Source organism: Streptomyces sp. NPDC040432 (assembly GCF_055595445.1).
Genome location: NZ_JBVIVP010000001.1, coordinates 789,349 through 813,759, shown reverse-complemented (window position 1 = coordinate 813,759; position 24,411 = coordinate 789,349). Strand labels below are relative to the sequence as shown.

At 72.9% G+C, this 24,411-nt stretch carries 22 protein-coding genes and 2 riboswitches; of the genes, 9 read left to right on the top strand and 13 right to left on the bottom strand.

What is annotated here, in order from left to right; translation table 11 throughout:
* Positions 1-8: 8 nt before the first annotated feature.
* Positions 9-413, bottom strand: coding sequence for a PRC-barrel domain-containing protein (locus ACZ58N_RS03685; RefSeq protein WP_471155145.1), 405 nt, complete (start codon positions 411-413; stop codon positions 9-11).
* A 114-nt stretch (positions 414-527) separates the two neighbouring features.
* Positions 528-626: riboswitch (glycine riboswitch) on the top strand.
* Positions 627-762: riboswitch (glycine riboswitch) on the top strand.
* Positions 763-821: 59 nt separating this feature from the next.
* Here ACZ58N_RS03685 and gcvP point away from each other — a divergent pair.
* On the top strand, positions 822-3,707 hold the full coding sequence (gcvP, locus tag ACZ58N_RS03680) for an aminomethyl-transferring glycine dehydrogenase (RefSeq protein WP_471155144.1): 2,886 nt from the start codon (positions 822-824) through the stop codon (positions 3,705-3,707).
* A gap of 106 nt (positions 3,708-3,813) precedes the next feature.
* Here gcvP and ACZ58N_RS03675 read toward each other — a convergent pair whose 3' ends face one another.
* Both ACZ58N_RS03675 and ACZ58N_RS03670 read right to left on the bottom strand, forming a co-directional pair.
* The gene (locus tag ACZ58N_RS03675) at positions 3,814-4,002 is read right to left on the bottom strand and encodes a DUF5999 family protein (protein WP_007262885.1); all 189 of its coding nucleotides are present in this window, start codon (positions 4,000-4,002) and stop codon (positions 3,814-3,816) included.
* 270 nt (positions 4,003-4,272) lie between these two features.
* Positions 4,273-4,893 (bottom strand): hypothetical protein, encoded by a 621-nt coding sequence (locus ACZ58N_RS03670; protein ID WP_471155142.1) that lies wholly within the window; start codon positions 4,891-4,893, stop codon positions 4,273-4,275.
* 494 nt (positions 4,894-5,387) lie between these two features.
* On the opposite strand from ACZ58N_RS03670, the gene ACZ58N_RS03665 reads away from it, so the two are divergent.
* Entirely contained in the window at positions 5,388-6,923 is a 1,536-nt protein-coding gene (locus ACZ58N_RS03665) for a glutamate-cysteine ligase family protein (protein ID WP_471155140.1), read from the top strand.
* Between the two features lie 132 nt (positions 6,924-7,055).
* The gene (locus ACZ58N_RS03660; RefSeq protein WP_471155137.1) at positions 7,056-7,889 is read left to right on the top strand and encodes a CPBP family intramembrane glutamic endopeptidase; all 834 of its coding nucleotides are present in this window, start codon (positions 7,056-7,058) and stop codon (positions 7,887-7,889) included.
* 18 nt (positions 7,890-7,907) lie between these two features.
* On the opposite strand, the gene ACZ58N_RS03655 is transcribed toward ACZ58N_RS03660, so the two are convergent.
* Both ACZ58N_RS03655 and ACZ58N_RS03650 read right to left on the bottom strand, forming a co-directional pair.
* Positions 7,908-8,726 (bottom strand): PhzF family phenazine biosynthesis protein, encoded by an 819-nt coding sequence (locus ACZ58N_RS03655; protein ID WP_471155135.1) that lies wholly within the window; start codon positions 8,724-8,726, stop codon positions 7,908-7,910.
* A gap of 234 nt (positions 8,727-8,960) precedes the next feature.
* Entirely contained in the window at positions 8,961-9,596 is a 636-nt protein-coding gene (locus tag ACZ58N_RS03650) for a hypothetical protein (RefSeq protein ID WP_471155132.1), read from the bottom strand.
* Positions 9,597-9,966: 370 nt separating this feature from the next.
* Here ACZ58N_RS03650 and ACZ58N_RS03645 point away from each other — a divergent pair, with 370 nt between their 5' ends.
* Entirely contained in the window at positions 9,967-10,587 is a 621-nt protein-coding gene (locus ACZ58N_RS03645; protein WP_471155130.1) for a PadR family transcriptional regulator, read from the top strand.
* A 154-nt stretch (positions 10,588-10,741) separates the two neighbouring features.
* On the opposite strand, the gene ACZ58N_RS03640 is transcribed toward ACZ58N_RS03645, so the two are convergent.
* The gene (locus ACZ58N_RS03640; protein WP_389704739.1) at positions 10,742-11,170 is read right to left on the bottom strand and encodes a type II toxin-antitoxin system Rv0910 family toxin; all 429 of its coding nucleotides are present in this window, start codon (positions 11,168-11,170) and stop codon (positions 10,742-10,744) included.
* 171 nt (positions 11,171-11,341) lie between these two features.
* On the opposite strand from ACZ58N_RS03640, the gene ACZ58N_RS03635 reads away from it, so the two are divergent.
* Both ACZ58N_RS03635 and ACZ58N_RS03630 read left to right on the top strand, forming a co-directional pair.
* Positions 11,342-12,298 carry an EamA family transporter gene (locus tag ACZ58N_RS03635; RefSeq protein ID WP_471155127.1) on the top strand — a complete coding sequence of 319 codons (957 nt, stop codon included), beginning with the start codon at positions 11,342-11,344 and terminating at the stop codon, positions 12,296-12,298.
* A gap of 292 nt (positions 12,299-12,590) precedes the next feature.
* Positions 12,591-13,595, top strand: coding sequence for a DMT family transporter (locus tag ACZ58N_RS03630; protein ID WP_471155125.1), 1,005 nt, complete (start codon positions 12,591-12,593; stop codon positions 13,593-13,595).
* Here ACZ58N_RS03630 and ACZ58N_RS03625 read toward each other — a convergent pair.
* Positions 13,577-14,242, bottom strand: coding sequence for a pyridoxamine 5'-phosphate oxidase family protein (locus ACZ58N_RS03625; RefSeq protein WP_471155122.1), 666 nt, complete (start codon positions 14,240-14,242; stop codon positions 13,577-13,579). The two genes, ACZ58N_RS03630 and ACZ58N_RS03625, sit on opposite strands and share 19 nt — an antisense overlap.
* 37 nt (positions 14,243-14,279) lie before the next feature.
* Here ACZ58N_RS03625 and ACZ58N_RS03620 point away from each other — a divergent pair, with 37 nt between their 5' ends.
* Positions 14,280-15,611, top strand: coding sequence for an aminotransferase class I/II-fold pyridoxal phosphate-dependent enzyme (locus tag ACZ58N_RS03620; RefSeq protein ID WP_471155120.1), 1,332 nt, complete (start codon positions 14,280-14,282; stop codon positions 15,609-15,611).
* Positions 15,612-15,644: 33 nt separating this feature from the next.
* Here ACZ58N_RS03620 and ACZ58N_RS03615 read toward each other — a convergent pair whose 3' ends face one another.
* Both ACZ58N_RS03615 and ACZ58N_RS03610 read right to left on the bottom strand, forming a co-directional pair.
* Positions 15,645-15,905 (bottom strand): hypothetical protein, encoded by a 261-nt coding sequence (locus ACZ58N_RS03615; protein WP_471155118.1) that lies wholly within the window; start codon positions 15,903-15,905, stop codon positions 15,645-15,647.
* Positions 15,906-15,933: 28 nt separating this feature from the next.
* The gene (locus ACZ58N_RS03610; protein ID WP_471155117.1) at positions 15,934-16,962 is read right to left on the bottom strand and encodes a DMT family transporter; all 1,029 of its coding nucleotides are present in this window, start codon (positions 16,960-16,962) and stop codon (positions 15,934-15,936) included.
* A gap of 74 nt (positions 16,963-17,036) precedes the next feature.
* Between ACZ58N_RS03610 and ACZ58N_RS03605 the strand changes: the two genes are divergently transcribed.
* Positions 17,037-17,981, top strand: a complete 945-nt coding sequence (locus ACZ58N_RS03605) for a LysR family transcriptional regulator (protein ID WP_471155114.1) — start codon at positions 17,037-17,039, stop codon at positions 17,979-17,981.
* A gap of 112 nt (positions 17,982-18,093) precedes the next feature.
* Here ACZ58N_RS03605 and ACZ58N_RS03600 read toward each other — a convergent pair whose 3' ends face one another.
* Positions 18,094-18,552 carry a pyridoxamine 5'-phosphate oxidase family protein gene (locus tag ACZ58N_RS03600; RefSeq protein ID WP_471155111.1) on the bottom strand — a complete coding sequence of 153 codons (459 nt, stop codon included), beginning with the start codon at positions 18,550-18,552 and terminating at the stop codon, positions 18,094-18,096.
* Positions 18,553-18,627: 75 nt separating this feature from the next.
* Between ACZ58N_RS03600 and ACZ58N_RS03595 the strand changes: the two genes are divergently transcribed.
* Positions 18,628-19,245 carry a cysteine hydrolase family protein gene (locus ACZ58N_RS03595; protein WP_471155108.1) on the top strand — a complete coding sequence of 206 codons (618 nt, stop codon included), beginning with the start codon at positions 18,628-18,630 and terminating at the stop codon, positions 19,243-19,245.
* Positions 19,246-19,315: 70 nt separating this feature from the next.
* On the opposite strand, the gene ACZ58N_RS03590 is transcribed toward ACZ58N_RS03595, so the two are convergent.
* The 3 genes from ACZ58N_RS03590 to ACZ58N_RS03580 are packed head-to-tail and all read right to left on the bottom strand — an operon-like array spanning position 19,316 to position 24,365.
* A complete protein-coding gene (locus ACZ58N_RS03590) occupies positions 19,316-21,151 on the bottom strand; it encodes an ABC transporter ATP-binding protein (RefSeq protein ID WP_471155105.1) in 1,836 nt (611 codons plus the stop codon).
* On the bottom strand, positions 21,148-22,836 hold the full coding sequence (locus tag ACZ58N_RS03585; RefSeq protein WP_471155102.1) for an ABC transporter transmembrane domain-containing protein: 1,689 nt from the start codon (positions 22,834-22,836) through the stop codon (positions 21,148-21,150). The genes ACZ58N_RS03590 and ACZ58N_RS03585 overlap by 4 nt, the downstream gene beginning before the upstream one ends.
* On the bottom strand, positions 22,833-24,365 hold the full coding sequence (locus tag ACZ58N_RS03580) for an AMP-binding protein (protein ID WP_471155100.1): 1,533 nt from the start codon (positions 24,363-24,365) through the stop codon (positions 22,833-22,835). The genes ACZ58N_RS03585 and ACZ58N_RS03580 overlap by 4 nt, the downstream gene beginning before the upstream one ends.
* Positions 24,366-24,411: the final 46 nt, after the last annotated feature.

Genomic DNA, 24,411 nt, shown 5'->3' with positions numbered 1-24,411 from the left:
CGCGCGGGTCACTGCACCTGGCTCCCTCCGGTCCGTCGGCCGGTGTCGCGACGGCGCTTCTTGGCGGGCGGGGGCGGCTGGTGCCGGAACTCCGAGGGGAGGACCACGTCGAGCCCGTAGTGGTGGTAGAGCTGGAGCTCCTGCTCGGGGGAGAGGTGCCGGCCGACCCCGAAATCGGGGGCGTCCTTGATGAGGGAGCGTTCGAACGGCACGCGCAGGGCGTCGTCCACCACCTCGCTGGGCTCCAGCGGGACGAAGGCGTCCCGGCCGAAGAGGCCGGTCCGCACGGCGGCCCACTCCGGTACGCCCGTGGCGTCGTCGAGGTAGACCTCGTCCACGGTGCCGATCTTGGCGCCGTTGCGGTCGAATGCCTTGCGGCCGATCAGGCTGCGCGGATCGATGTCGGTCTGCACGGTCCCTCCACTTGGTCGCAACTCCATCCGTAATCACTACAAAAGTGCATAACCGCAGACGGGGCCACTCGACGGAGGCTCCAGATCCTCGCTGGTAGGCTGGGTGACGGCTGTTGACCCTGTGCGGGAGAGTCCTCTGAGTGAGTTGGACGGAGGCGCCGAAGGAGCAAATCCTCCCCGGAATCTCTCAGGCATACGTACCGCACGTGAAGAGGCCACTCTGGAAAGCAGGGGCGGTGCCGGGACGCAGTACCGGCTCCTCTCCTCACCGACGGTGAAAGCCGGACCCCGTGGGCGATCCCCGCGTGGCCCGGTGAAGCTCTCAGGTTGAGATGACAGAGGGGGAGGCCGTCCGGGTGCCCGCGCCGTGGTGCCCCTCGCAGGTCATACGACCAGGAGGCCTCCGTCATGACCGCCAACCGCATTCCGCTCTCCCAGCTGGAGCGAGGCATCCCCTTCGAGCAGCGCCACATCGGCCCGGACGCCGAGGCGCAGGCGAAGATGCTCGCCCACGTGGGCTACGGCTCCCTGGACGAACTCACCGCCGCCGCCGTACCGGATGTGATCAAGACCGCCGACGCGCTGAACCTGCCCGAGGCGCGGACCGAGGCGGAGGTGCTCGCCGAGCTCCGATCGCTCGCCGACCGCAACCAGGTCCTGTCCCCGATGATCGGCCTCGGTTACTACGGCACCTTCACCCCGCCGGTGATCCTGCGCAACGTCATGGAGAACCCGGCCTGGTACACGGCGTACACGCCCTACCAGCCGGAGATCTCGCAGGGTCGCCTGGAAGCCCTGCTGAACTTCCAGACCGTCGTCGCCGACCTGACCGGTCTGCCGACCTCCGGCGCCTCCCTCCTGGACGAGGGCACCGCCGCCGCCGAGGCCATGTCCCTCGCCCGTCGCGTCGGCAAGGTCAAGGGCGGCGTCTTCCTGATCGACGCCGACGCGCTCCCGCAGACCATCGCGGTGATCGAGACCCGCGCCGAGCCCACGGGCGTCGAGGTCGTCGTCGCCGACCTGTCGGACGGCATCCCCGCCGAGATCGCCGAGCGCGGCGTCTTCGGCGTGCTGCTCCAGTACCCCGGCGCCTCCGGCGCCGTGCGCGAGATCAAGCCGGTCATCGACCAGGCGCACGAGCTCGGTGCCGTCGTCACCGTCTCCGCCGACCTGCTCGCCCTGACCCTGCTGACCTCGCCGGGCGAGCTGGGTGCGGACATCGCCGTCGGCACCACCCAGCGCTTCGGCGTCCCGATGGGCTTCGGCGGACCGCACGCCGGCTACATGGCCGTCCAGGCCAAGCACGCCCGCTCCCTGCCGGGCCGCCTCGTCGGCGTCTCCGTGGACGCGGACGGCAACAAGGCGTACCGGCTGGCGCTGCAGACCCGTGAGCAGCACATCCGCCGTGAGAAGGCCACCAGCAACATCTGTACCGCGCAGGTGCTGCTCGCCGTCATGGCGGGCATGTACGCCGTCTACCACGGGCCGGACGGCCTGCGGACGATCGCCCGCCGCACCCACCGGTACGCCACGCTGCTCGCCGCGGGTCTGACGGCCGGCGGCGTCGAGGTCGTGCACGGCTCGTACTTCGACACGATCACCGCCCGGGTGCCCGGCAAGGCCGCCGAGGTCGTCGCCGCCGCCCGTGAGGCCGGCGTCAACCTCTTCCAGGTCGACGCCGACCTGGTCTCCGTCGCCTGCGACGAGACCACCCTGCGCGCCGACATCGAGGCCGTCTGGGGCGCCTTCGGGGTCGACGCCGACCTGGAGGCCCTGGACGGGACCACGGCCGAGACCCTCCCCGAGGGCCTGCTGCGCTCGGACGAGGTCCTGACCCACCCGGTCTTCCACCAGCACCGCTCCGAGACCGCGATGCTGCGCTACCTGCGCAAGCTCTCGGACAAGGACTACGCGCTGGACCGCGGCATGATCCCGCTGGGCTCCTGCACGATGAAGCTCAACGCGACCACCGAGATGGAGCCGGTGACCTGGCCCGAGTTCGGCCAGCTGCACCCGTTCGCCCCGGTCGAGCAGGCGGAGGGCTACCTCACGCTCATCACCGAGCTGGAGGAACGACTCTGCGAGGTCACCGGCTACGACAAGGTCTCCATCCAGCCGAACGCCGGCTCCCAGGGTGAGCTCGCCGGTCTGCTGGCCGTCCGCGCCTACCACCGGGCGAACGGCGACGAGCAGCGCACCATCTGCCTCATCCCGTCCTCGGCGCACGGCACCAACGCCGCGAGCGCCGTGATGGCCGGCATGAAGGTCGTCGTCGTCAGGACGGCGGACGACGGCGAGGTGGACGCGGCCGACCTGCGCGCCAAGATCGAGCAGTACCGCGACGAGCTCGCCGTGCTGATGATCACCTACCCGTCGACGCACGGTGTGTTCGAGGAGCACGTCGCCGACATCTGCGCCCAGGTCCACGAGGCCGGTGGTCAGGTGTACGTCGACGGCGCCAACCTGAACGCCCTGGTGGGCCTGGCCAAGCCGGGTCACTTCGGCGGCGACGTCTCGCACCTGAACCTGCACAAGACCTTCTGCATCCCGCACGGCGGCGGCGGCCCCGGCGTGGGCCCGGTCGGCGTCCGGGCGCACCTCGCCCCGTACCTGCCGAACCACCCGCTCCAGCCGACGGCCGGTCCCGAGACGGGCGTCGGCCCGATCTCGGCCGCTCCGTGGGGCTCGGCCGGCATCCTGCCGATCTCCTGGTCGTACGTACGCCTGATGGGTGGTGAGGGTCTCAAGCGAGCCACCCAGGTGGCGGTACTGGGCGCGAACTACATCGCCAAGCGTCTGGAGCCGCACTACCCGGTGCTGTACACCGGCCCGGGCAACCTGGTCGCGCACGAGTGCATCATCGACCTGCGTCCGCTGTCGAAGGCGACGGGTGTGAGCGTCGACGACATCGCCAAGCGTCTGATCGACTACGGCTTCCACGCGCCGACGATGTCCTTCCCGGTCGCCGGCACGCTGATGATCGAGCCGACGGAGTCCGAGGACCTCGCGGAGATCGACCGTTTCTGCGACGCGATGATCGCGATCCGCGGCGAGATCGACCGGGTCGCGGGCGGCGAGTGGCCGGCGGACGACAACCCCCTCGCCAACTCCCCGCACACCGCGGCGTCGCTGGGCGGCGAGTGGAACCACCCGTACACCCGCGACGAGGCCGTCTTCCCGGCCGGTGTCTCGCCCGCGGAGAAGTACTGGCCGCCGGTGCGCCGGATCGACGGCGCCTTCGGCGACCGGAACCTGGTGTGCTCCTGCCCGCCGCTGGACGAGTACGACAACTGATCCCGCGCGAGCGGTGACGGCCCGCCGAACCGTACGGTCGGCGCGCCGGAAGGGGCCGTTCCCGGAGCACATGCTCCGGGAACGGCCCCTTCTTCGTCGGGTCCGGTCAGGCCGCCGCGAGCGGGCGGTGTGGCGCGATGATCTGGCCGTCCGGCAGGAGTTCACCGGTGTCCTCGAAGAGGAGGACGCCGTTGCACAGCAGGCTCCAGCCCTGCTCCGGGTGGTTGGCCACCGGGCGCGCGGCCTCCCGGTCGGCGGATTCTGATGACGGGCAGGCAGGCTGGTGCTGGCACATGGATGCGTTCTTTCGCTGCGGTGTGGTCTGTTCGCTACGGCTCGATGCGTGATTCATGGCCGTCCCCCTGGGTCGTCCCCGCACCTGCGGGGAGGATGGGCTCAGTCTTCCCCCAGGACGGCTGCTTCGCAGGTATTTCCCGGCAGCTGTCCTCATGGATTGAGGACGCATCACCCGTGCGGGCGGTTCAGGCCAACTCCCCTGTCATTTCGGATGGTTCGCGAGTGGCCCGAGCGGACTAGGCCGAATGGGTCGTCCGGGTGGCTGTGGTCAGGCCGCCGGAGCGGCTACGGGAGGCGGCACGGGAGGGGCCTGGCGGGTCAGCCGGTGCGTCAGTACGGGCAGTAGTTCGGACACGGTGTGCGGCCTGAAGGCGGCGATGCCGGGAGGTGCCGGGGCGAGCGGAACCAGCAGGTCGGCGGCGGCGGGCAGGCCGGCCGCCGCGTCGGCGCCGACCGCGCCGTGCAGCCACAGGGTCAGCATGTACAGCTCCGGTACGGACAGTAGGCGCGGCTGGTAGCCCGTCGCCATCGACTCCGCCTGGCGCAGGGCGCGTTCGGTGGCGGTGACGTAGGGGCCCTCGAAGAAGTGGGAGAAGGCCCAGCCGTCCGCCGTGAGGCGGGTGTCGGCCGCGGCGACGAACCGGTCCCCGCTGCGGATCAGGAACCGCCACGCGGTGAGCCGGGTGCGCGGGGGCCTTCCGCCGGCAGCGAGGTTGGACGTGTGGAGCCGGTCGATCACGTGCACGGGAAGGGGAAGCTCGGCGGTCAACGGGCCCTGGACCGTGCGCAGGGCCGGAGTGTGCGCCTCGTGGACGGCGGTGGGGGAACCGAGTGCCGCGAGGACGCTGCGCAGGGCGGGCGCGGGAGCCGGAGGGACATGCAGCGGCATGGTGGGTCGCCTCTCACTTGGGAGACCTGTGGTGCGGGGGAAGGAACGGGACGGCGCTGTCGCATTCTGGGGTCAGAGGGGGGCTGAGGGGCAATGACCGCGCGCCAACTCTCTGCCTCGATTGCGGAGTTTATACGACACGTGTTCACGCAGTGTTTCGGCTAGCTGTCCCTGCTATTGCCGACAAGTCGCTTACCGGTCCCGCTGCGATGCCATTCGTGCCGCCTGAGCGCAGACCTGACGCGCTGACCTCGGAGGCTACCTGAAGGGGGCTCGGCTGGAAAGCATCGGTTATCCGAAACCGGCAAAGTCGACGCGGAATTTGCATAGGGCGAGTTGCCAGGTGAATGTGCCGAAGCGCCCATCCGGCCATACCGGCGCGCGCTGCTGTCCGAGGGGCGGTCACCCGCGTTATCGATCACGGCCCTTGGGCATCATCGACCGTACATGCGCGCCCGGGTGCACTCGGCCGGGCCTGGAGGAGGGACGCCTCGATGGGGGAGAAGGTCGTGGCAGGCGGATTCGACCTGTCCGATCGGCAACGGTATCGGAGGAAGCTTCACGAGTGCCTGGAGGGACTGGAGCGGCTTCTGGCGGAGAAGAGGTTCGATCGCCCCAAGAACATGATGGGGCTGGAGATCGAATTGAATCTCGCGGGTGCCGACGGTTTGCCGCGAATGGTGAATGCCCAGGTCTTGGAGCGGATTGCCAGCCCCGATTTCCAGACCGAACTCGGATTGTTCAACCTTGAGGTCAACGTACTTCCCCACCGGCTCGACGGCCGGGTATTCGACCAGCTCGCGGAGGAGCTGAGCGCGGGGCTCCACTACGCCCACCGGCAGGCCGCGGAGATCGACGCGGGGGTGGTGATGATCGGGATCCTGCCGACCCTCTCCCGCGCGGACCTGGCGCCGGCCAACCTCTCGGCGGTGGACCGCTACTCGCTGCTGAACGAGCAGATCCTGATGATGCGGGGTGAGGACTTCACCCTCGACATCGACGGTGTGGAGCGGCTGACCTGGAGCACCGGGTCGATCGTGCCGGAGGCCGCCTGCACCTCCGTACAGCTCCACCTCCAGGTGACTCCGGCGAGGTTCGCGGACGTGTGGAACGCGGCGCAGGCGGTGACCGCCGTACAGATAGCGGTCGGCGCCAACTCGCCCTTCCTGTTCGGGCGAGAGCTGTGGCGCGAGTCCCGGCCGCCGCTCTTCACGCAGGCCACCGACACCCGGCCGCCCGAGCTCCAGGCCCAGGGCGTACGGCCGCGGACCTGGTTCGGGGAGCGGTGGGTGGATTCGGCGTACGAGCTGTTCGCCGAGAACCTCCGCTACTTCCCCGCGCTGCTGCCGATCTGCGACGAGGAGGAGCCGCTGCGGGTCCTGGCCGACGGAGGCGTGCCGAACCTTCAGGAACTGGTCCTGCACAACGGCACGGTCTACCGCTGGAACCGGCCCGTCTACGGGGTCGCCGACGGGGTGCCGCACCTGCGCGTGGAGAACCGGGTGCTGCCGGCCGGGCCGACCGTCGCCGACGTCGTCGCCAACGCGGCCTTCTACTACGGGCTCGTACGCACCCTCGCCGACGAACCTCGCCCGGTGTGGACCCGGATGCCGTTCGCCGAGGCGGAGGCCAACTTCGACGCGGCCTGCCGGTACGGGATCGACGCCCGACTGCGCTGGCCCCGCCGCGGGCGGGCCGGCGGGCTGGTGAGCGTACCCGCGGTGAGGCTGGTGCTGGACGAGCTGCTGCCGATGGCCGCGGCCGGCCTGGACGCGTGGGGGATCGAGGCCGCGGACCGGGACCACTACCTGGGGATCATCGAGGAACGTTGCCGGCGGCGGGTGAACGGGGCGACCTGGCAGGTGGACACCTACCACCGGGCCCGCGCCGGCGGGCTCGACCGGGACGCGGCGCTCGCCGCGACCACCCGCCGGTACAGCGAGCTGATGCACCTGGGCGACCCCGTGCACACCTGGCCCGTCGGAATCGCGGAACGGGAGGTGGACGCCGCGACGGTGGCCGGCCGCTGACCGGACCGTCCTTCCGGGCGGGCCCCCGCGGTCCTCGTCCGTCGCTCCCGCACCCCCCGATTCCGCCGCGATCATCCCCTCCCGTCGCCGAGGAGGCAGTATGGGGTGATCGGAACAGGACGTCGCGGCGGGATGGCTCGCAGCGGGACGGCGGGACGGGAGTCGGGCGTGCGCGCGGAGCCGGTGGTGGTGGAGCTCGACGAGGACGAGCGGCGTCGGGGTGTCCTGCGCACCGAGACGCTGCTCGTGCTCGCGCTGTCGTTGGGCGCGAGCGGGGTCTCCGCGCTGATCAGTTTCATCGGCTCGCTCACCAAGCCGGGCGGCCTGAAGGACCAGGCCGCCACGCTCAACGGCTCGTACGCGCCCGGCCGGCCCTGGCTGGACCTGGCCTGGCAGCTGTTCGGCATCGCGTCGGCGCTCGTCCCCGTGCTGCTGGTGGCGCACCTGCTGACCCGCGAGGGGGCACCCGGGCTGCGGGTCCTGGGCTTCGACCTGACCCGGCCCTGGCAGGACCTGGGGCGCGGGGCGCTCGTGGCCGCCGGCATCGGGAGCGCCGGGCTCGCCTTCTACCTGGCCGCCCGCGCGACCGGCTTCAACCTGACGGTCGTGCCCGAGGCACTGCCCGACGTCTGGTGGAAGTTCCCCGTACTGATCCTCTCCGCGGTGCAGAACTCCGTGGTGGAGGAGGTCATCGTGCTGGCCTACCTGCTGCGCCGGCTCGACCAGCTCGGCTGGTCGCCGATGGCGGCGCTGCTGGCCAGCTCCGTGCTGCGGGGCTCGTACCACCTGTACCAGGGCATCGGCGGGTTCATCGGCAACATGGTGATGGGCGTGGTCTTCGTGCTGGCCTACCGTCGCTGGGGCCGGGTGGGGCCGCTCGTCGTCGCGCACGCGCTGCTCGACATCGTCGCCTTCGGCGGGTACGCGCTGCTCGCCGGCAAGGTGGGCTGGCTGCCCACCCCGTAGCCGGGGTCCGGGGGCGCTTCAGGGAGCCGTGAGCAGTTCGCCGTCGAGGACGGTGACGGCGTGCCCGGTCAGGAGGGTGCGCTCGCCGGCCAGCGTGACGCGGACCAGCCCGGTACGGGCTCCGCCCTGCAGGCCGGTCATCTCGGTGCGGCCCAGGCGCTCGCCCCAGAAGGGCGCGAGCGCGGTGTGCGCGCTCCCGGTGACCGGGTCCTCGTCGATGCCGACGGCGGGGAAGAAGCCGCGCGAGACGAAGTCGTAGCCGAGGGCCGGGTCCTCGGCGGCCGCGGTGACGATCACCCCGCGGCGGGAGTGGGCGCGCAGGGCCGCGTGGTCGGGGGTGAGCTCGCGCACGGCCCGCTCGTCGGCCAGCTCCACCACCAGGTCGCCGATGTGGGCGGACGTGTCGTGCACCGACTTGATCGCGGCGCCCAACGCGCGGGCCACCGCGGGGTCCGGGTCCACCGGCGTCAGCGACGACGTGGGGAAGTCCATCGTGATCGAGCCGTCGTCGGTGGCGCGGGCGGTGAGGACGCCGCAGCGCGCGTCGAAGCGGATCAGGCCCTCCGCGAGGCCGTTCGAGGCGAGGACGTGGGCGGTCGCGAGGGTGGCGTGCCCGCACATGTCGACCTCGGCGGCCGGGGTGAACCAACGCAGCGCCCAGTCGGCGTCCCCGCCGGGCGGCAGGGGGCGGGCGAAGGCGGTCTCGGAGAGGTTCACCTCGGCGGCGACCCGCTGGAGCCAGGCGTCCGGCGGGAAGGGGCCGTCGAGGAGTAGGACTCCGGCGGGGTTCCCGTGGAAGGGGCGGTCGGTGAAGGCGTCGACGATTCGGATGCGCATGCATCCGACGGTAGGACGGTGCGCCGGACCCGGACAAAGGCCAATCGGCGCCGACTGGCCTGGTCGCGGCCGGGGCCGTGGCGCGCCCCGGCGGCGACGCGGCCACGGCAGGTCGTTCACGTGGAGGAGTGCGTCCTGCGCGGCAGCAGCATCCCACCCGGCTCGAACACCCCGGCATCTCGTCCGGGCACCGAGCGGGCATGCCCGAGGAGACACCCGCTCGGGCCCACGAGGTCAGCGTGGGGATTCGACCAGGCCGGTCGCGACGAGTTCCTTGGTCCGGGCGATCGCTTCCGCAATCCCGGGATGCCGGCCCGCAGGCGGGAAGAAGTCGACCGCGCCGACCGCGCCGTGGTTCGCCCACAGGCAGGTGGTCATGGGGAAGGTCTGCCAGACGTTGTGCCGGCAGGTGATCGCGGTGGTCCTGGTGGTGACCGTCTCCGCGTCGCCGACCAGGGTGCGTTCGTCGTCCTCGGCCAAGGACTGCCTGTACACGGTCTTGACGGTCCTGAGCGGGTCCGGAACGGCTCCGTAGAGGTCGTACTCGGCCGCGATGTGCGGTACCGCCACCGTCCGTCCTTCGATGGCGAGACTGATCCGGTCCGGTCCGTGGCAGACGTAGTCCTTGGAGTCGGTCTCCCCCTCGTGCTCGGGCAGGGAATCGTCCGTGTGGGCATTGAGCCCGTACCGGACCGAGCCGCGCTTGCGGTCACAGGTCATGTCCTTGACCGTCGGCACCCGGGACGCGCCGTACCGGATCCCGGTGTCCTTGCCGAGCAGCTCCGACTCCGGCTCCGAAGCGTCGCTGCCACACCCCGCGAGCAGCAGAACGAGTCCTGCGGCCCCCGCGGCGCCCCTTGCTCCCCGCACGTTCGCGCCCCCTCGTTACTCATGCCGTCTGATGATCGACTTCGAATGATAGGTGAGCGACGCCGGTCGTCCGGCTTCCGGAAGAGGGAGTGGCCGGAGCGCCTGCTCGGGGTCGGGGCCGCCCGCACCCACACCGACCTGACGGCACGTGCTGAAGCATCGCCGCAGCTCATCGGCCGTTTCATCAAAAGGACCCGACTTCGATGGCCACCGGTTCACGGTCGGGGACGCAGGGCATGGCGCTTCCGTTCACGGGCGAGTGTCGGCGATAGTTTCCGATATATCGTTGACGTATCGCGATGGATCAACGATAGTGAAGGAGTCGGAAACGGCGACCGCAATGACAAGCGATGACGAAAGGAGCGCAGTGATGCGTTCACGTGGACAGCACGACCATGGACAAGGGCATGAGCACGGGCGGGGTCACGGCCACTGCGGGCCCGACCGTCGGGAGGAGTTCCGGGAGCGGCGCGCCGCGTTCGGGCCGTTCGGCCCGCCCTTCGGTGGCGGCCCCTTCGGGGGGCGCGGCGGCCGCGGTGGACCGCGGGGTCGGGCGAGGCGCGGCGACGTGCGCGCCTCGATCCTGGCGCTGCTCACCGACCGGCCGATGCACGGCTACGAGATGATCCAGGAGATCGGCGAGCGCAGCGGCGGGGCGTGGAAGCCGAGCCCCGGCTCGGTCTACCCGACCCTCCAGCTCCTGGAGGACGAGGGCCTCATCGTCAGTGAGAGCGAGGGCGGCAAGAAGCTGTTCACCCTCACCGACGGAGGTCGCGCCGAGGCCGCGTCCGGTCCGGACGCCCCCTGGGCGGACGCCGGGAGGGGCTTCGACTTCGAGGCCATGCACGAGGTCCGCACGGCCGGGGTCGGCCTGATGGAAGCCTTCGGGCAGGTCTTCAAGACCGGCTCGCCCGAGCAGCGGGAAAAGGCCCTCGCCGTGATCAACGACGCTCGCAAGAAGCTCTACCTGATCCTGGCGGACGAGCACTGAGCCGCCGGGCGGCCCTCGGACTCCGTCCGGCGGCCGCCCCCCGGTCGGAACGGCGGCGCGCCCCGCGAGAAGCCTCGCGGGGCGCGCCGTCACGTCGCCGTCCTGATGGATCGAACCGGACCCGTACGGATCGGGCCGGCTCCGGTGTTCGGGGTCAGACGACCAGGCCGGCCAGCTTGCGCAGCGACTCGTTCAGCGCCGCCGTGGCCGAGTCCTTGAGCTTGCCCGCCATCAGGGACACGGCCGCGCCCGTGAACTCGCCGTCGATGCGGACGGTGGTGGCGTCCCCGTCCTCGGTCAGCGTGTAGCGGGTCAGGACGGCCACGCCCATGGGGCCCTTGCCGGTGATGGCGAAGAGGCGTTCGTCCTCCAGTTCCGAAACGGTCCACAGGACCTCGGCGGGGAAGCCCATCATCTTCATGTTCTCGGCGAAGGTGGCGCCGAGCGCGAGGGTCTCGGGGCCGCCCTTCGGGAAGTTCGTGTGGGTCATGCTCCACTGCCCGTACGCGTCCCAGTCCGTCAGCTGGGCCCACAGCTGCGCGGCGGGCGCCTCGATGCGTGATTCCGCGGTGACTTCAGCCATGCGTCCACCCCTTCTCGTCGGGTACGTGCGGCGGAAGGTAGTCCCGGTACCCCCAACATTCAATACTGACGACCTGTCAGATCCGGAGGATCGCGGGAGCCCCGGTCTCGGCTACGTCTCAACAGGCGTCACCGGCGTGACGGTGCTGACCCGCCCTGCCATGATGGCCGGATGCAAGCGTCAGGGAAGAACGCCGGACTGGGCCTCGCCCTCGTCTCGGCGTGCGCGTTCGGTGGTTCGGGGGTCGCGGCGAAGCCGCTGATCGAGGCGGGACTGGACCCGCTCCACGTGGTGTGGCTCAGGGTGGCCGGGGCGGCGCTGGTGCTGTCCCCCCTCGCCTGGCGACACCGTGATCTCGCCCGGCGCAAGCCGCTGCTCCTCGCCGGCTTCGGGCTCATCGCCGTCGCCGGTGTCCAGGCGTTCTACTTCGCCTCCCTGTCCCGGATCCCGGTCGGCGTGGCCCTGCTCCTGGAGTACCTGGGGCCCGCCCTGCTGCTCGGGTGGATCCGCTTCGTCCAGCGCAAGCCCGTGACCCGCGCCGCCGCCGCCGGGGCCGCGGTGGCCGTCGTCGGCCTGGCCTGCGTGGTCGAGATCTGGGCGGGTCTGAGCCTGGATCCGCTCGGCGTGCTGCTCGGTCTCGCCGCGGCCTGTTGCCAGGCCTTCTACTTCGTCTTCGCGGACCAGGGGGCCGACGGGGACGACGTGCCCGACCCGATGGGCGTGATCGCGTACGGAATGATCATCGGTGCCCTGGTGATGACCGTGATCGCCCGGCCGTGGAACATGGACTGGCACGTACTGGGCGGGGACGCGGCCCTGGGCGACCTGGCGGTGCCCGCGCTCGCCCTGCTCGGCTGGGTGGTGCTGGTCGCCACCGTGTTCGCGTACGTCACCGGGGTGGTCTCGGTGCGCAAGCTCTCCCCGCAGGTGGCCGGCGTGGTGGCGTGCCTGGAGGCCGTCATCGCCACCGTCCTCGCGTGGATCCTGCTCGGCGAACACCTGTCCCTCCCGCAGATCGTCGGCGGGGCGCTGGTCCTGGGCGGTGCCTTCATCGCCCAGTCCGCCCGGCCGACGCCGCCGGCCGCGGTCGACCCCGCCGTGCTCGCCCCGGAGCACACCCGCGTGTGACGCGGACGCCGGGCGAGCGGCCTGGTCAGGTCGGTGGAGGAGCCCGTAGGGTACGGACCATGCCTTCGACCGTGCTTCCGCCTCCCGCCGCCTAGGTCCTGATCGGACGCCCCGCGGTGCCCGCCCGTCGTGCGGGTGCCCGCGGGGATTCCCGCGCAGGACCGGGCGCGGGTGGCTGATCCCTTGAGGACCCACCCGTCCCGGCCGCCCTCCGGCGGCCCGGGGCGGGTTCGTGCTGCCCGCGAAGTGATGACCCGCTTTCCTCATCCTTCACGCATGCGCGGAGAACCACGTGTCGAACCATTCGCCCGCCACCGGGCGCGATCTGCTGTACCTCGTCGTCGCCGGAGTCGCCTGGGGCACCGCCGGGGCCGCCGCCTCCCTCCTCTTCCTGGCCAGTGACCTCGGTCCGCTCGCCCTGTCCTTCTGGCGGTGCGCCGGTGGGCTCCTCGTACTGCTGGGGGTGCTCGCCGTACACCGCTCCCGAGCCCTGCGCCGCCCCGCGACCGTCCGTGGTCGGGGCCGGACGCACCGGCCCTCGGTCGCCTCGCTCATCGGGACGGGCCTGATGTTCACCGTGTTCCAGGCCGCGTACTTCGGCGCCGTGCGGGAGACCGGCCTGGCCGTCGGCACCGTCGTGACCCTGGGTGCGGGGCCGGTGCTGATCGCCGTCGGCGGCCGGTACTGGATGGGCGAGCGGCTGGGCCGGGGCGGAACGGCCGCCGTCTGCGGCGCCCTCGCCGGGCTCGCCGTGCTCGTCCTGGGTTCGGGCGGCGGGGAGGTCCGGCCGCTCGGGGTGTTCTGGGCGCTGCTCTCGGCCGCCGGCTACGCGGCGATGACCCTGCGGGCGCGCCGGCTCGGACGGCGCGGGGAAGGCGGTGATCCGCTCGTCACCACCGCGTGGTCGGTCGGGGTGGGCACGGTGTGCCTGCTGCCGCTCGCCGTGCTGGAGGGGCTGGTGCCGCACACCGCCGACACGGTGCGCGTGCTGTGGCTGCTGCTGTACGTCGCCACCGTGCCGACGGCGTTGGCGTACACGCTCTACTTCACGGGGGCCGCGTCCGTACGCGCCGCGACCGTGTCGGTGATCATGCTGATCGAACCGGTGAGCGCCGCGGCGATCGCGGTCGTGCTGCTCGGGGAGCAGCTGACGGGGGCCGTGGTGCTGGGCACCGTACTGCTCCTCGCGGCCGTCGGCGCGCTCATCGGTGCCGAGGCGCGCAGGCCCGCGGACGAGCCGGTGGGCGAGCCGGAGGGGGCCCGACCCGCCCCCGAGGTTCAGAGCGCGGCGATGTAGTCCGGAGTGGCGATGCCCGGGGCGAGGTCGGCGGCCGGGACCGGCGTTCCGTACGCCGGGGCCACCGGGACCACGCCCGACCAGAACGGCAGGTCCAGGTCCTCGGCGTCGTCGTTCGGCCCGCCGGTGCGCAGCTTCGCCGAGACCTCTTCCAGGTCCAGCCGGATCACGGCCGTCGCGGCGAGTTCCCGGGCGTTCGCGGGGCGGGAGTCGGCGGAGCGGCCGGGTACGACGTGGTCGACCAGGGCGTCCAGCGCCATCCGGCACTCCGCCTCGTCGGTGACCTGCCGGGCGACGCCGTGGACGACCACCGAGCGGTAGTTGAGGGAGTGGTGGAAGGCCGAGCGGGCCAGCACCAGGCCGTCGACGTGGGTCACGGTGAGGCAGACCGGCAGGCCCGGGTCGGTCCTGCCCGCGGCCAGCAGCGGGCGGGAGCCGGTGGAGCCGTGGACGTAGAGCGTGTCGCCGACGCGCCCGAAGAGGGTCGGGAGGACCACCGGCGCGCCGTCCCGGACGAAGCCGAGGTGGCACACGTAGGCCTGGTCGAGTATCGAGTACACGGTCTCCCGGTCGTAGCGCGCCCGGTCGCGGGAGCGGCTGGGGACGGTGCGGTCGGTGGGCTCGTAGGCGGCGGGCGTGGTGGCCATGGTGCGAACTCCGTTGTACTAGTGCATAATGTTGTTTGTGCTAGGAGAGTATCGGATCAGTGGGCGTCGCGCATCGGAAATCGCGGCCAGTGTCGAAGCGGGCGTCGGATCGGGCGCCCTGGAACCGGGAGCGCTGTTGCCGGCGATGCGGGAACTGGCCGGTGAGTTGGGGGTGAACCCCAACACGGTGGCCGCCGCGTACCGGACGCTGCGCGAGCGCGGAGTCATCGAAACGGACGGCCGGCGCGGCAGCCGGGTGCGGCACCGGCCCGCGACCGCACCGCGGAGCTCACTGCGGACGGGCGTGCCCGAGGGGGTGCGCGACGTCGCGCAGGGCAACCCGGACCTGTCCCTGCTGCCCTCCTTGGACGGGCCGCTCGCGGCGGCCGCCCGGAGGTACGCGCAGGCCCCGACCCTGTACGGGCAGGACCCCGTGGTCCCCGAACTCGCCGCCCTCGCCCGGGCCGGCTTCGCGGCGGACGGCGTTCCGGCAGGAGCCCTCGCCGTGACCTCGGGCGCGCTGGACGGCATCGAACGGGTGCTGGCCGCCCACCTGCGGCCCGGCGACGCGGTCGCCGTCGAGGACCCGGGCTGGGGCAGCGTGCTCGACCTCGCCCCCGCGCTGGGCCTGAGGGTGCTCCCGGTCGCCGTCGACGACGACGGCCCGCTGCCGGACGCGGTGGCCCGGGCGCTCGCCGAAGGGGCCAGGGCCCTGGTGGTGACGGCCCGCGCGCAGAACCCGACGGGCGCGGTGGTCGGCGCGGAGCGCGCCGAGCTCCTGCGGGGGCTGCTGGCGGCCCACCCCGATGTCCTGGTCATCGACGACGACCACGGTCACGGGATCGTGGACCTCCCGCTGTGCGCGCTCGGCGGCGCCACCCGGCACTGGGCGCTGATCCGCTCGACCGCGAAGGCGTACGGTCCTGACCTGCGACTGGCCGTACTGACCGGCGACGCGGTGACGATGGACCGGGTCCGCGGGCGGCAGGGGCTGGGCCCGGGGTGGGTGAGCCGGCTGCTCCAGTACGCGGTGGTGGAGCTGTGGACCACCGGCGCCGTCGACCCGGCGGCGGTGGCCCGCTCGTACGGGTCGCGGCGGGACGCGTTGGTCGCCGCGCTCGCCGAACGGGGGGTGCGGGCGCACGGGCGCAGCGGAATGAACGTGTGGGTGCCGGTGTCCGACGAGACGGCCGTGGTGACCCGGCTGTTGACGGCCGGCTGGGCGGTGACGGCGGGAGCCCGGTTCCGGGTGGACTCCGGGCCGGCGGTGCGGATCACCGTCTCCGGGCTCGCGGCGGCCGAGGTTCCCGTACTCGCCGACGCGGTGGCCTCGGCGGTGCGTCCCGTACTCGGCGGGCGCCGGGACTGAGACGAGGGGTCGGCCCCGTGCGGGGCCGACCCCTCAGCTCGCGTATTCGACCAGGGACACCAGGAGGAGGACGAAGCCCGCGGAGCCGATGACCCCGCCGAGGAACCGGTAGACCCCGGCGGACATGATCTGCCGGGGCGGGCCGAGGTCGCCGCGGGCGTGCGCCGTCAGCTCACCGGCGGCCGCCGCGCGTCGCTCCAGGACGTCGGCGGAACCGCACAGGTTGGTGGCCACCCAGGCCCCGCAGACGAGTGCGACGGAGCCGATGGCGAACAGGGCGAGGGCTGGGCTCAAGGTGTCCCCCCGAAGAGGCGTGCGGTGATCATCGCCGCCAGGGTAGGGCCGCCCGACGGACCCGCTCCGGGCGGGGGGTCCTCGGGGCGCGGGTCCTCGGGCGGGCCTGGGTGAGGGCGGCGCCGGCCAGGACGACGGCCGCGCCGACCGGGGTGTTCCAGTGGAGCTGTTCGCCGAGGACCAGGACGCCCGCCGTGGTCGCGATCACCGGGATGAAGTAGGTCACCATCTGGGCGGTGGTCGGGCCGACCTCCGTCACCAGCTGGTACTGCATCTGGAGGGCCATGCCCGTGCCCAGCGCGCCCAGGGCGATCACCGAGAGGGTCGGCCACAGCGGGAACGAGACGGGTACCGAGGTGAACGCCGCGCTCACGGCGCCCAATTGGAGGGTCGAGATCAGCAGCTGGGCCCCGGTGAGCGCCACCGGGGAACCGGGGGCGCCGGCCAGCGTCCGACGCACGTAGATCCAGCCGATCGGATAGCAGAGCGCGGCCAGCAGGGCGAGCGCGGTGCCCTTGGCGTCGACCCCGGCGAAGCCCTGCCAGGCGCCCAACACGGTCAGGACACCGAGGAAGCCCAACCCGAGCCCGGCGGAACGGCGCCGCGTCGGACGGTCCTCGGAGAGCGCCACCAGGGACAGGGCCATGCCCCACAGCGGGGAAGTGGCGTTGCAGATCCCGGCCAGGCTCGACGGGATGCTGAGCTCCGCGTAGGCGAAGAGCGAGAAGGGGGCGGAGTTGAGCAGCAGCGCCGCCACCGTCAGGTGGCCCCAGGTGCGCGCGGTGCGGGGCAGCGGCTCGCGGCGCACCAGCAGGACCGCGAGCAGGGCCAGCGCTCCGAAGAACACCCTGCCCAGGGCGACTTGGAACGGGGCGTACGCCTCGGTGCCCACCTTGATCAGGAGGAAGCTGAAGCCCCAGACCACCGAAAGGAGGGTGAAGCGCAGCCGCCAGTCCAACCGGGAGCCGGTGGTGCGGGTCCGGCCGGGAGGGGGTGCGGCCGGCGCTGCGGCGGGGGAGGGCTGCGGGGCGGGGCGGGAGGGGGCGGGTGCGCTCATGCGCTTTACTCTCCTGCGCGCAACCTCGTAGGACAAGCGAGACTTCTTGTGGGTGACGCCGTAGCATCGCTTACATGTTGAACCTGGAGCGCCTGCGCACCCTCGACGCCCTCGCCCGCCACGGTTCGGTCAGCGGGGCCGCCGGCGGTCTCCACGTGACCACCTCCGCCGTCTCCCAGCAAATGGCCAAACTGGAACGGGAGGTCGGGCAGCCCCTGCTGACCAAGAACGGGCGGGGGGTCCGGCTCACGGACGCGGGGCGGCTGCTCGCGGACCACGCGGCCCGGATCATCTCCCAGGTGGAGCTCGCCCAGGCCGACGTGGAAGCCCAAAGAGGTTGCGCTGTCGGAGAGTTGCGGGTCGGCGCCTTCCCGACGGCCATGCGCGGCCTGCTGCCGGGCGCCCTGACCTCACTGCGCGAGGGGCACCCCGAACTGCGGGTGCTCGTACGGGAGCGGGAACCCGAGGACAGCATGGCCGCCGTCGTGCGCGGTGACCTCGACATGGCCCTCGCCATCGACTGGCACAACAAGCGCATGCCGGTACCGGGCGAGCTGACCCGTACCCACCTCCTGGACGACGGCGTCGACATCGCGGTCCCCGCCGGACACCCGCTGGCCGGCCGCACCGGGATCTCCCTCGCCGACTTCGCCGACGACGACTGGATCTCCTGGAACGAAGGGCAGTTCTGCCACGAGTGGCTCGTCTTCACGCTGCGGGGTACCGGCATCGAGCCGCGCATCCGCCACATCGCCGAGGAGCACCACACGCAGCTGGCCTTCGTGGAAGCCGGCCTGGGCGTTTGCGTGACGCCCAGGCTGGGCCGGGGGCCCGTACCGCCCGGCGTTCGACTGCTCCCCGTCTGCGACACCGTACGTCGACACGTGTACGCCGTCTGGCGGGCCGACGCCGGCCGCAGGCCCTCGATCCGGGCCGCCGTCGAGGCACTGCGCGAGGCGGCCGCGCGGGTGCGGGAGGCGCCGCCGGGTCCGGGGCTGCCGGTGGGGGCCCGGCCCTGAGGGGCGCCGGCGGCCCCGGGCTTCCGAGCCCCCGAGCCCGGCCGGCGCCTTCGGTCGCGCTCGGGGGCTCGGGGCCGTGTGACGTACGACGTGTGCCGTGTTCCGCGTGCCGTCAGATCTTGCGGAAGTCCCAGGACACCACCGAGTCCGGGGTGAGCCGGATCCAGGCGTGCCGACCGTCGTGCGGCATCTCCTCGATCCCGAAGTTCTTCACCGGGAAGAGCCGCTCCACCTCGGACAGTTCCGGGCAGGGCTCCCCGGTCCGGGGCGCCTCGCCCACGAAGGCGACGCTGCCGGACAGCTCCACCCCGCGCAGTTCGTCGTACGCCTCCCCGGAATCGACGACCACCGAGATCCGGGGATCCGCGCGCAGGTCGGACCAGCGCCGGCTGCGCGTGATCGAGTACAGCCACAGCGACTTGCCGTCCCAGACGAACCACAGCGCGCCCACGTGCGGGCGCCCGTCGGGGGAGACCGTGGCCACCCGGCAGGTCCGCTGTTCGCGCAGGAAGGCGTCCACCTCCCCGTCGGTCATCATGATGCGGCGTCCCCGCCGTTGGGTGCCGTCCATCCGCCCACGTCCCTTCACATCTGACTATGTGTCAGGAATCATGGAGGCTCTTCCGTCGCCGCACCAGGGGGAGCCATGCCGGATCTCGATCCCGCCACCACCGCGCTGCTCACCGTCGAATGCCAGAACGGCGTCGTCGGCGAGGAGAGCGCCCTGCCCGAGCTGGCCAAGGAGGCCCGGGACTCCGGGATGCTGGGCCGGGTCGCCGCCCTGGCCGACGCCGCGCGCGCGGCCGGCGTGCAGGTGGTGCACGCCGTCGCCGAACGGCGGCCCGACGGGCGCGGGGCCAATGCCAACGCCCGACTGTTCCGGGCCGCCGGGAAACTCCCGGTGCGCCAGCTGACCGGAACCGGGGCGGTGGAGATCGCGGCCCCGATCGTCGTGGCGGAGCAGGACCTGGTGGTGCGCCGGCTCCACGGGCTCTCCCCGATGGCGGGCACCGACCTCGACGCGCTGCTGCGCAACCTCGGCGTTCGCACCCTCGTCGTCACCGGGGTCTCCTCGAACATCGCGATCCCGAACACCGTCTTCGACGCCGTGAACCTCGGCTACCGGGTGGTCGTGCCCGCCGACGCCATCGCCGGGGTGCCCGCCTCCTGCACCGCCGAGGTGATCCGCAACTCGCTCGTCCTGGTCGCCTCCGTCGTCACCACCGACGACCTGCTGGAGCGGTGGGCCGCGGACGCGCCCTGACCGCGCGCCCGCGACCGTCCTCGAACCGGCTGCCGCCGGCGCTGCCGCTGTGGCTCCGGCCGGTCGCTGCTCACGTGCGGCGGGCCGAGTCCCAGGAGTGCCACAGCGCGGCGTAGGCGCCGTCGGCCGACAGGAGTTCGTCGTGGCTGCCCAGCTCGACGATCCTTCCGCCGTCCATGACCGCGATGCGATCGGCGTCGCGCACGGATTCCAGTCGGTGCACGATCGAGATGACCGTACGTCCCTCGATCAGCGCGGCGAGCGAGCGCTCCACCCGACGCGACGCCGTGGAGTCCAGCAGCGCGGTGGCCTCATCGAGGACCAGGGCGTGCGGGTCCGACAACAACAGTCTGGCGAGCGCCAGTTGTTGGGCGTGGGACGGGGACACCAGGGCCGCGCCCGGCCCGATCTCGCTGTCCGGTCCGTCGGGGAGGGCGCGCACCCAGTCCGCGAGGAGGACGGCTTCCAGCGCCTGCCACAGCCGCGCGTCCGCAGCCCCGTCGCCGTCCCCGGCTCCGTCGTGGGCCAGCAGCAGGTTGTCCCGTACCGTCCCGGTGAACACGTGCTGTTCCTGGGTGACGAGGACGATCTCCCGCCGGAGCTGCTCCACCGGCAGGGTGGTGACGTCGGCGCCGCCGATCCGCACGGTCCCGCGCGTGGCGTGGTGCACGCCCGCGAGCACCTTGCCGAGGGTGGACTTCCCCGCCCCGGAAGCACCCACGACCACCAGACGCTCGCCGGCCGCGATGTCGAGGTCGATGCCGGTGAGGACCTGACGGCCCGAACCGTAGTCGAAGTCCACCCCCCGCAGACTGATGGTGTGGCCGTCGGTTGCCGCCGGCGGCCGCGCTGCCTCGCGGGGCAGCCGCTCGACCCCGAGGATGCGGCGGAGCGCGGCGTTGCCGATCTGGAGTTCGTCGGTCCAGGTCAGCAGGTCGTTCAGGGGCTCGCCGAGGGCCTGGACGTAGAGCACGACGGCCGTCAGCTCCGCCAGCCCCACCTCGCCCCGCTGGTAGGCGAGTCCGCCGATCAGGAGGGTGAGCGCCATCGGAACCATCGTGGCCAGGTCCAGGCTCGGGAACCAGATGGTCTGCAGCCAGGTGGTGCGCTGCCGGGTGCGCACCACCCGGTCCACGGCCGCGCCATGGCGCCGGATCTGTCGCCCGCCGAGCCCGAGGGCCTCGACGGTGGCGGCGCCGCGCGCGGTCTCGTGGGTGACGGCCAGGACGTCGGCCTCCTGCGCGAGGAGCCGCTCGTAGGCCCGGGTGGCGCGCGGCCGGTACCACCACGTCGACAGGGCGGCGAACGGTACGCCTGCCAACAGGCCCAGGGCGAGCAGCGGCGAGGTGAGCAGGATGGCCGCGAAGGTGAAGACCAGGGTCACCGCGGCGAGTGCGATGCGGGGGACGGCCTGCCGGATGCTCTCGTTCAGCCGATCGGCATCGGTGGTGGCCCGGCTGAGCAGGTCACCGGTTCCGACCGCCTCCACCTCGGACAGCGGCAGGCCGAGGATCCGGCGGACGAAGTTCTCGCGGGTGCGCGCGAGGACGCGTTCGCCGAGCAGGGTGGCCCGGGTACGGGCGGCGCGGGCGAGGAGGGCGTGCCCGACGAGGACGGCGACGAAGGCCAGCGCCAGCACGTCCACCCGGCCGGTGGTGGTGCCGTCCTTGACCGACTCGACCAGGTGCCCGAGGAGTCGGGGGCCGACCAGGCCGGCCACCAGGGCGGCGGCGAACAGCCCGAAGGTCAGGGCGAGTCGGCGGGCCTCCCCGCGGAGGAAGACGCCGACCCAGGCCCGGACGTCGGCCCGGTCGGCGAGCGGCAGCCGGCCGCCACCGGGCGCGCCGGTGGGTTCCGGGTCGGTGCCGGTACCCGGGGCGGGTGCCTGGACGGGGGTGGTGGTCATGAGGGCACTCCCGCGGAGCGGTCGGGGCCGTCGCCGGCGGGTTCGGCGTCGAGACGGAGCACGTGATCGGCGGCGCCGCGCCACAGCGGGCTGTCGCTGAACACGACCGTGGTGCGGCCGGCGCGCAGGGCGGCGACCCGGCCGACGATCCGGGCCTCGGTGTGAGCGTCGACGGAGGCGGTCGGGTCCTCCAGGACCAGCAGGTCGGTATCCGCGAGCAGGGCGCGGGCGAGGACCAACCGCTGGCGCTGCCCGCCGGAAAGGGTGCGGCCCCCCTCGTCCAACCAGGCGTCCAGACCTCCGGGAAGCAGGTCGACGACATCGGTGGCGTCGGCGGCGAACAGGGCCCGGGCCAAGGCCTCCCGGGACCGGGCGGAACCGGCGGTCAGCTCGTCCCGGACGGTGCCGCTGAAGAGGACGTCGGCCGGCCCCGAACGCAGCAGCCGCGCTGACAGTTCGTCGGGGTCCGCGTGCTCCAGGGGTACGCCGCCCAGCAGGACGGCCGGGGCCTCGGCGGCGCCGGGCCGGCTCAGCCGCTCCGCCAGCTCACCGGTGCGGTCGGCGGGCGCGGTGACCACGGTGAGCCGGCCGGCGGCCGCGCTGATGCCGGTGGCCGCGTCGGTCAGCGCGAGGGCGCCCGCCGGCAACGGCTCGGGCCGCTCGGGACGGACGGAACCGGGCTCCTGCCGCAGCAGGACACAGACGCGGCCGGCGGCGACCTTGGCGAGGCTGAGGGTCTCGGCGGCCTCGGTGGCCGTGCTCACGGGCAGCGTGAGGAAGGCGGAGGCACCGTAGAACGCGACGAGTTCACCGGCGGTGATGGTGCCGTCCAGTGCGAGGCGGGCACCGAGCCAGACGATGCCGACGGTGACCAGGCCGGGAAGCAGGACCCCGGCGGCCTGGAGCCACGCCTCCATCCGACCGGCCGACTCGCCCGCCCGCCTGACCTGCTGGCTCGTGCGACGGAAACCCTCCGCGAACCCGGCCTCGCCACCGATGCCGCGCAGGATGCGCAGGCCTGCCACGATGTCCCCGGCCTGCGAGGTGGCGATGCCCATCTGCTCGCGCTGGGCCTCGTCGCGCTCCTGGAGCGGCCGCAGCAGCGGCCCGATCCCGAGGACGGCGGCCGGGACGCCGATGAGCACGGCCAGCCCGAGGACCGGTGAGGTGACCGTGAGGGCGACCGCCACCAGGACGGCGGCGACGACCGCACCGATGGTCCGGCCGACGACCTCGAAGGTGTTGCCGATGCTCTCCACGTCGGCGGCGGCGGAGGCGGCCACGTCCCCCGAGCGGGCCTTGTCGCGCAGGGTGGCGCCGAGCCGTACGACCTGGCGTACCAGCACGCGGTGCGTGACCGAGAGGGCGTGTGCCTCGGCGCCGACGGCGGCCTGGATGAGGCCCGCGCCCGCGACGGCCTGGAGGACGCCGAGGCCGAGGGTGAGCAGCGCCCACAGGTACAGGCCGGCCTGCCCGCCCGACTCGCCCGCTTCGTCGATGGCCCGTCCGATGACCAGCGGGATCAGCGCGAGGGGGACCATCCAGAGGGCGCCGAGCACGGCGGCGAGGACGAGCGGCCACGGGCGGATCCGGGCCAGCCACCACAGGTACGCCCAGGGGCCGCGGACGTCCGCCTCGGGCAGGTCCGCGGGGTCGACGGAGGCGTCGAAGAGACGGTTGCTCACAGGTACCGGTCCCGGGTGCGCGCCCGGTCGACCTTGCCGGTGCGGGTGTGCACCAGCTCGGGCACCGCGAGGATCCGGTCGGGTACGAAGGGGCCCGGAAGGGTGGCCCGCAGCCGCTCGCGCAGCGTCGCGGCGGCGGCCTCCGGGCCCGCCCCGACGACGTCCCGTCCGTCGGGCTCCGGGGCGGCCAGGACCACGAAGGCGACCAGGGCCGTGTGGTCGCCCTTGGTGTGCGCGGCGGCGGCGACGGCCGTCACCCCCGGGAGCCCGCCCACGGCCCCTTCGACGTCCAGCAGGTCCACCCGGTGCCCGCGGATCTTGACCTGGTGATCGATGCGGCCGTGGAAGACGAGCGAGCCGTCGGCCGTCTCGGTGACGAGGTCGCCGGTGCGGTACCAACGCTCGGTGCCGGTGCCGGCGCCCGTATCCGACTCGACGAACCGGGCGGCGGTGCGCTCCGGATCGTCGACGTACCCGGTAGCCAACTGGGGTCCCGCCACGAGGAGTTCACCCGGGCCGTGCGGAGCGTCCGGCCGGGGCTCGACGGTCTGCCGCACGGAGGGCAACGGGCGGCCGATCGGCAGTCCGTCGGGGAACGCCGCGGGCGCGCCCGGCCCGGCGAGGACGGCGCTGTGGGTGACCAGGGCCGTCTCGGTGGACCCGTAGGTGTTGAGCAGGACGACGTGGTCGGCGCCGAGCCGCCGCCAACGGTCCAGCATGTCGGGGCGGACGGCCTCGCCGCCGATCACGACGGTCTCGACCGAGCGGGGCAGCGGGCGGCCGGTGTCCAGCAGGTGGCGGGTGTAGAGGTGCCAGTAGTCGACGGGCAGGTTGACGAGGGTGACCTCGTGATCGGTGAGGACCCGGTCGAGGTCCGCCTCGCTGTCCTCGTCGAGGACGACGAGGCCGCCGGACAGCAGGACCGGCAGGATCTCCTCCAGGCTCGTGTCGCCGTCCACCCGGTGGAAGTTGAGAGCGACCGTGCCGGGGCCGACGCCGTACTGCCCGTGCAGGTGCGGCAGGACGGCGTGCAGTGCGCCGTGCGGGACCACGGCCGCCTTGGGGGCGCCGGTGGACCCCGAGGTGAACAGGACGTACGCGGGATCCAGCGGCCGGACCGGCTCGCCGGCCGCCCGCAGCGGGTCCTGCGAGCGGCCCCAGTTGGGGCGTAGGACGCGGTCGAGGGCCGGCAGCCGGTCGGTCCCGGCGGTGGCGACGATCTCCCGGCAGCCGAGGGCCCGCAGGGCCCGGTCGGCGTGCCCGGCCGGGCCGTCACCGACCGGGACGTACCCCCGGCCGGCGGCGAGCGTGCCGAGGACCGCCGCGATGTCGCGGACGCTGTGGTGCGTGTGGATGGCCACCGGCGGCGCTCCGGCCGGGCCGCGGGTGGTCACCAGATCGGCCACCGCCCCCGCCCAACGCGCCAGTTGGGCGTATCCGACGGTCACTCCGTTGTCGACCACCGCGGGCCGGTCCGGGTCCGCGTGGGCGATGGCGAAGAAGGGGTCCAGCACACTGGGCAGGATCATGGCAGGCGTCTTCCGGTCCGTCCGTGGGGTGTTTCAGCGGGTGCCC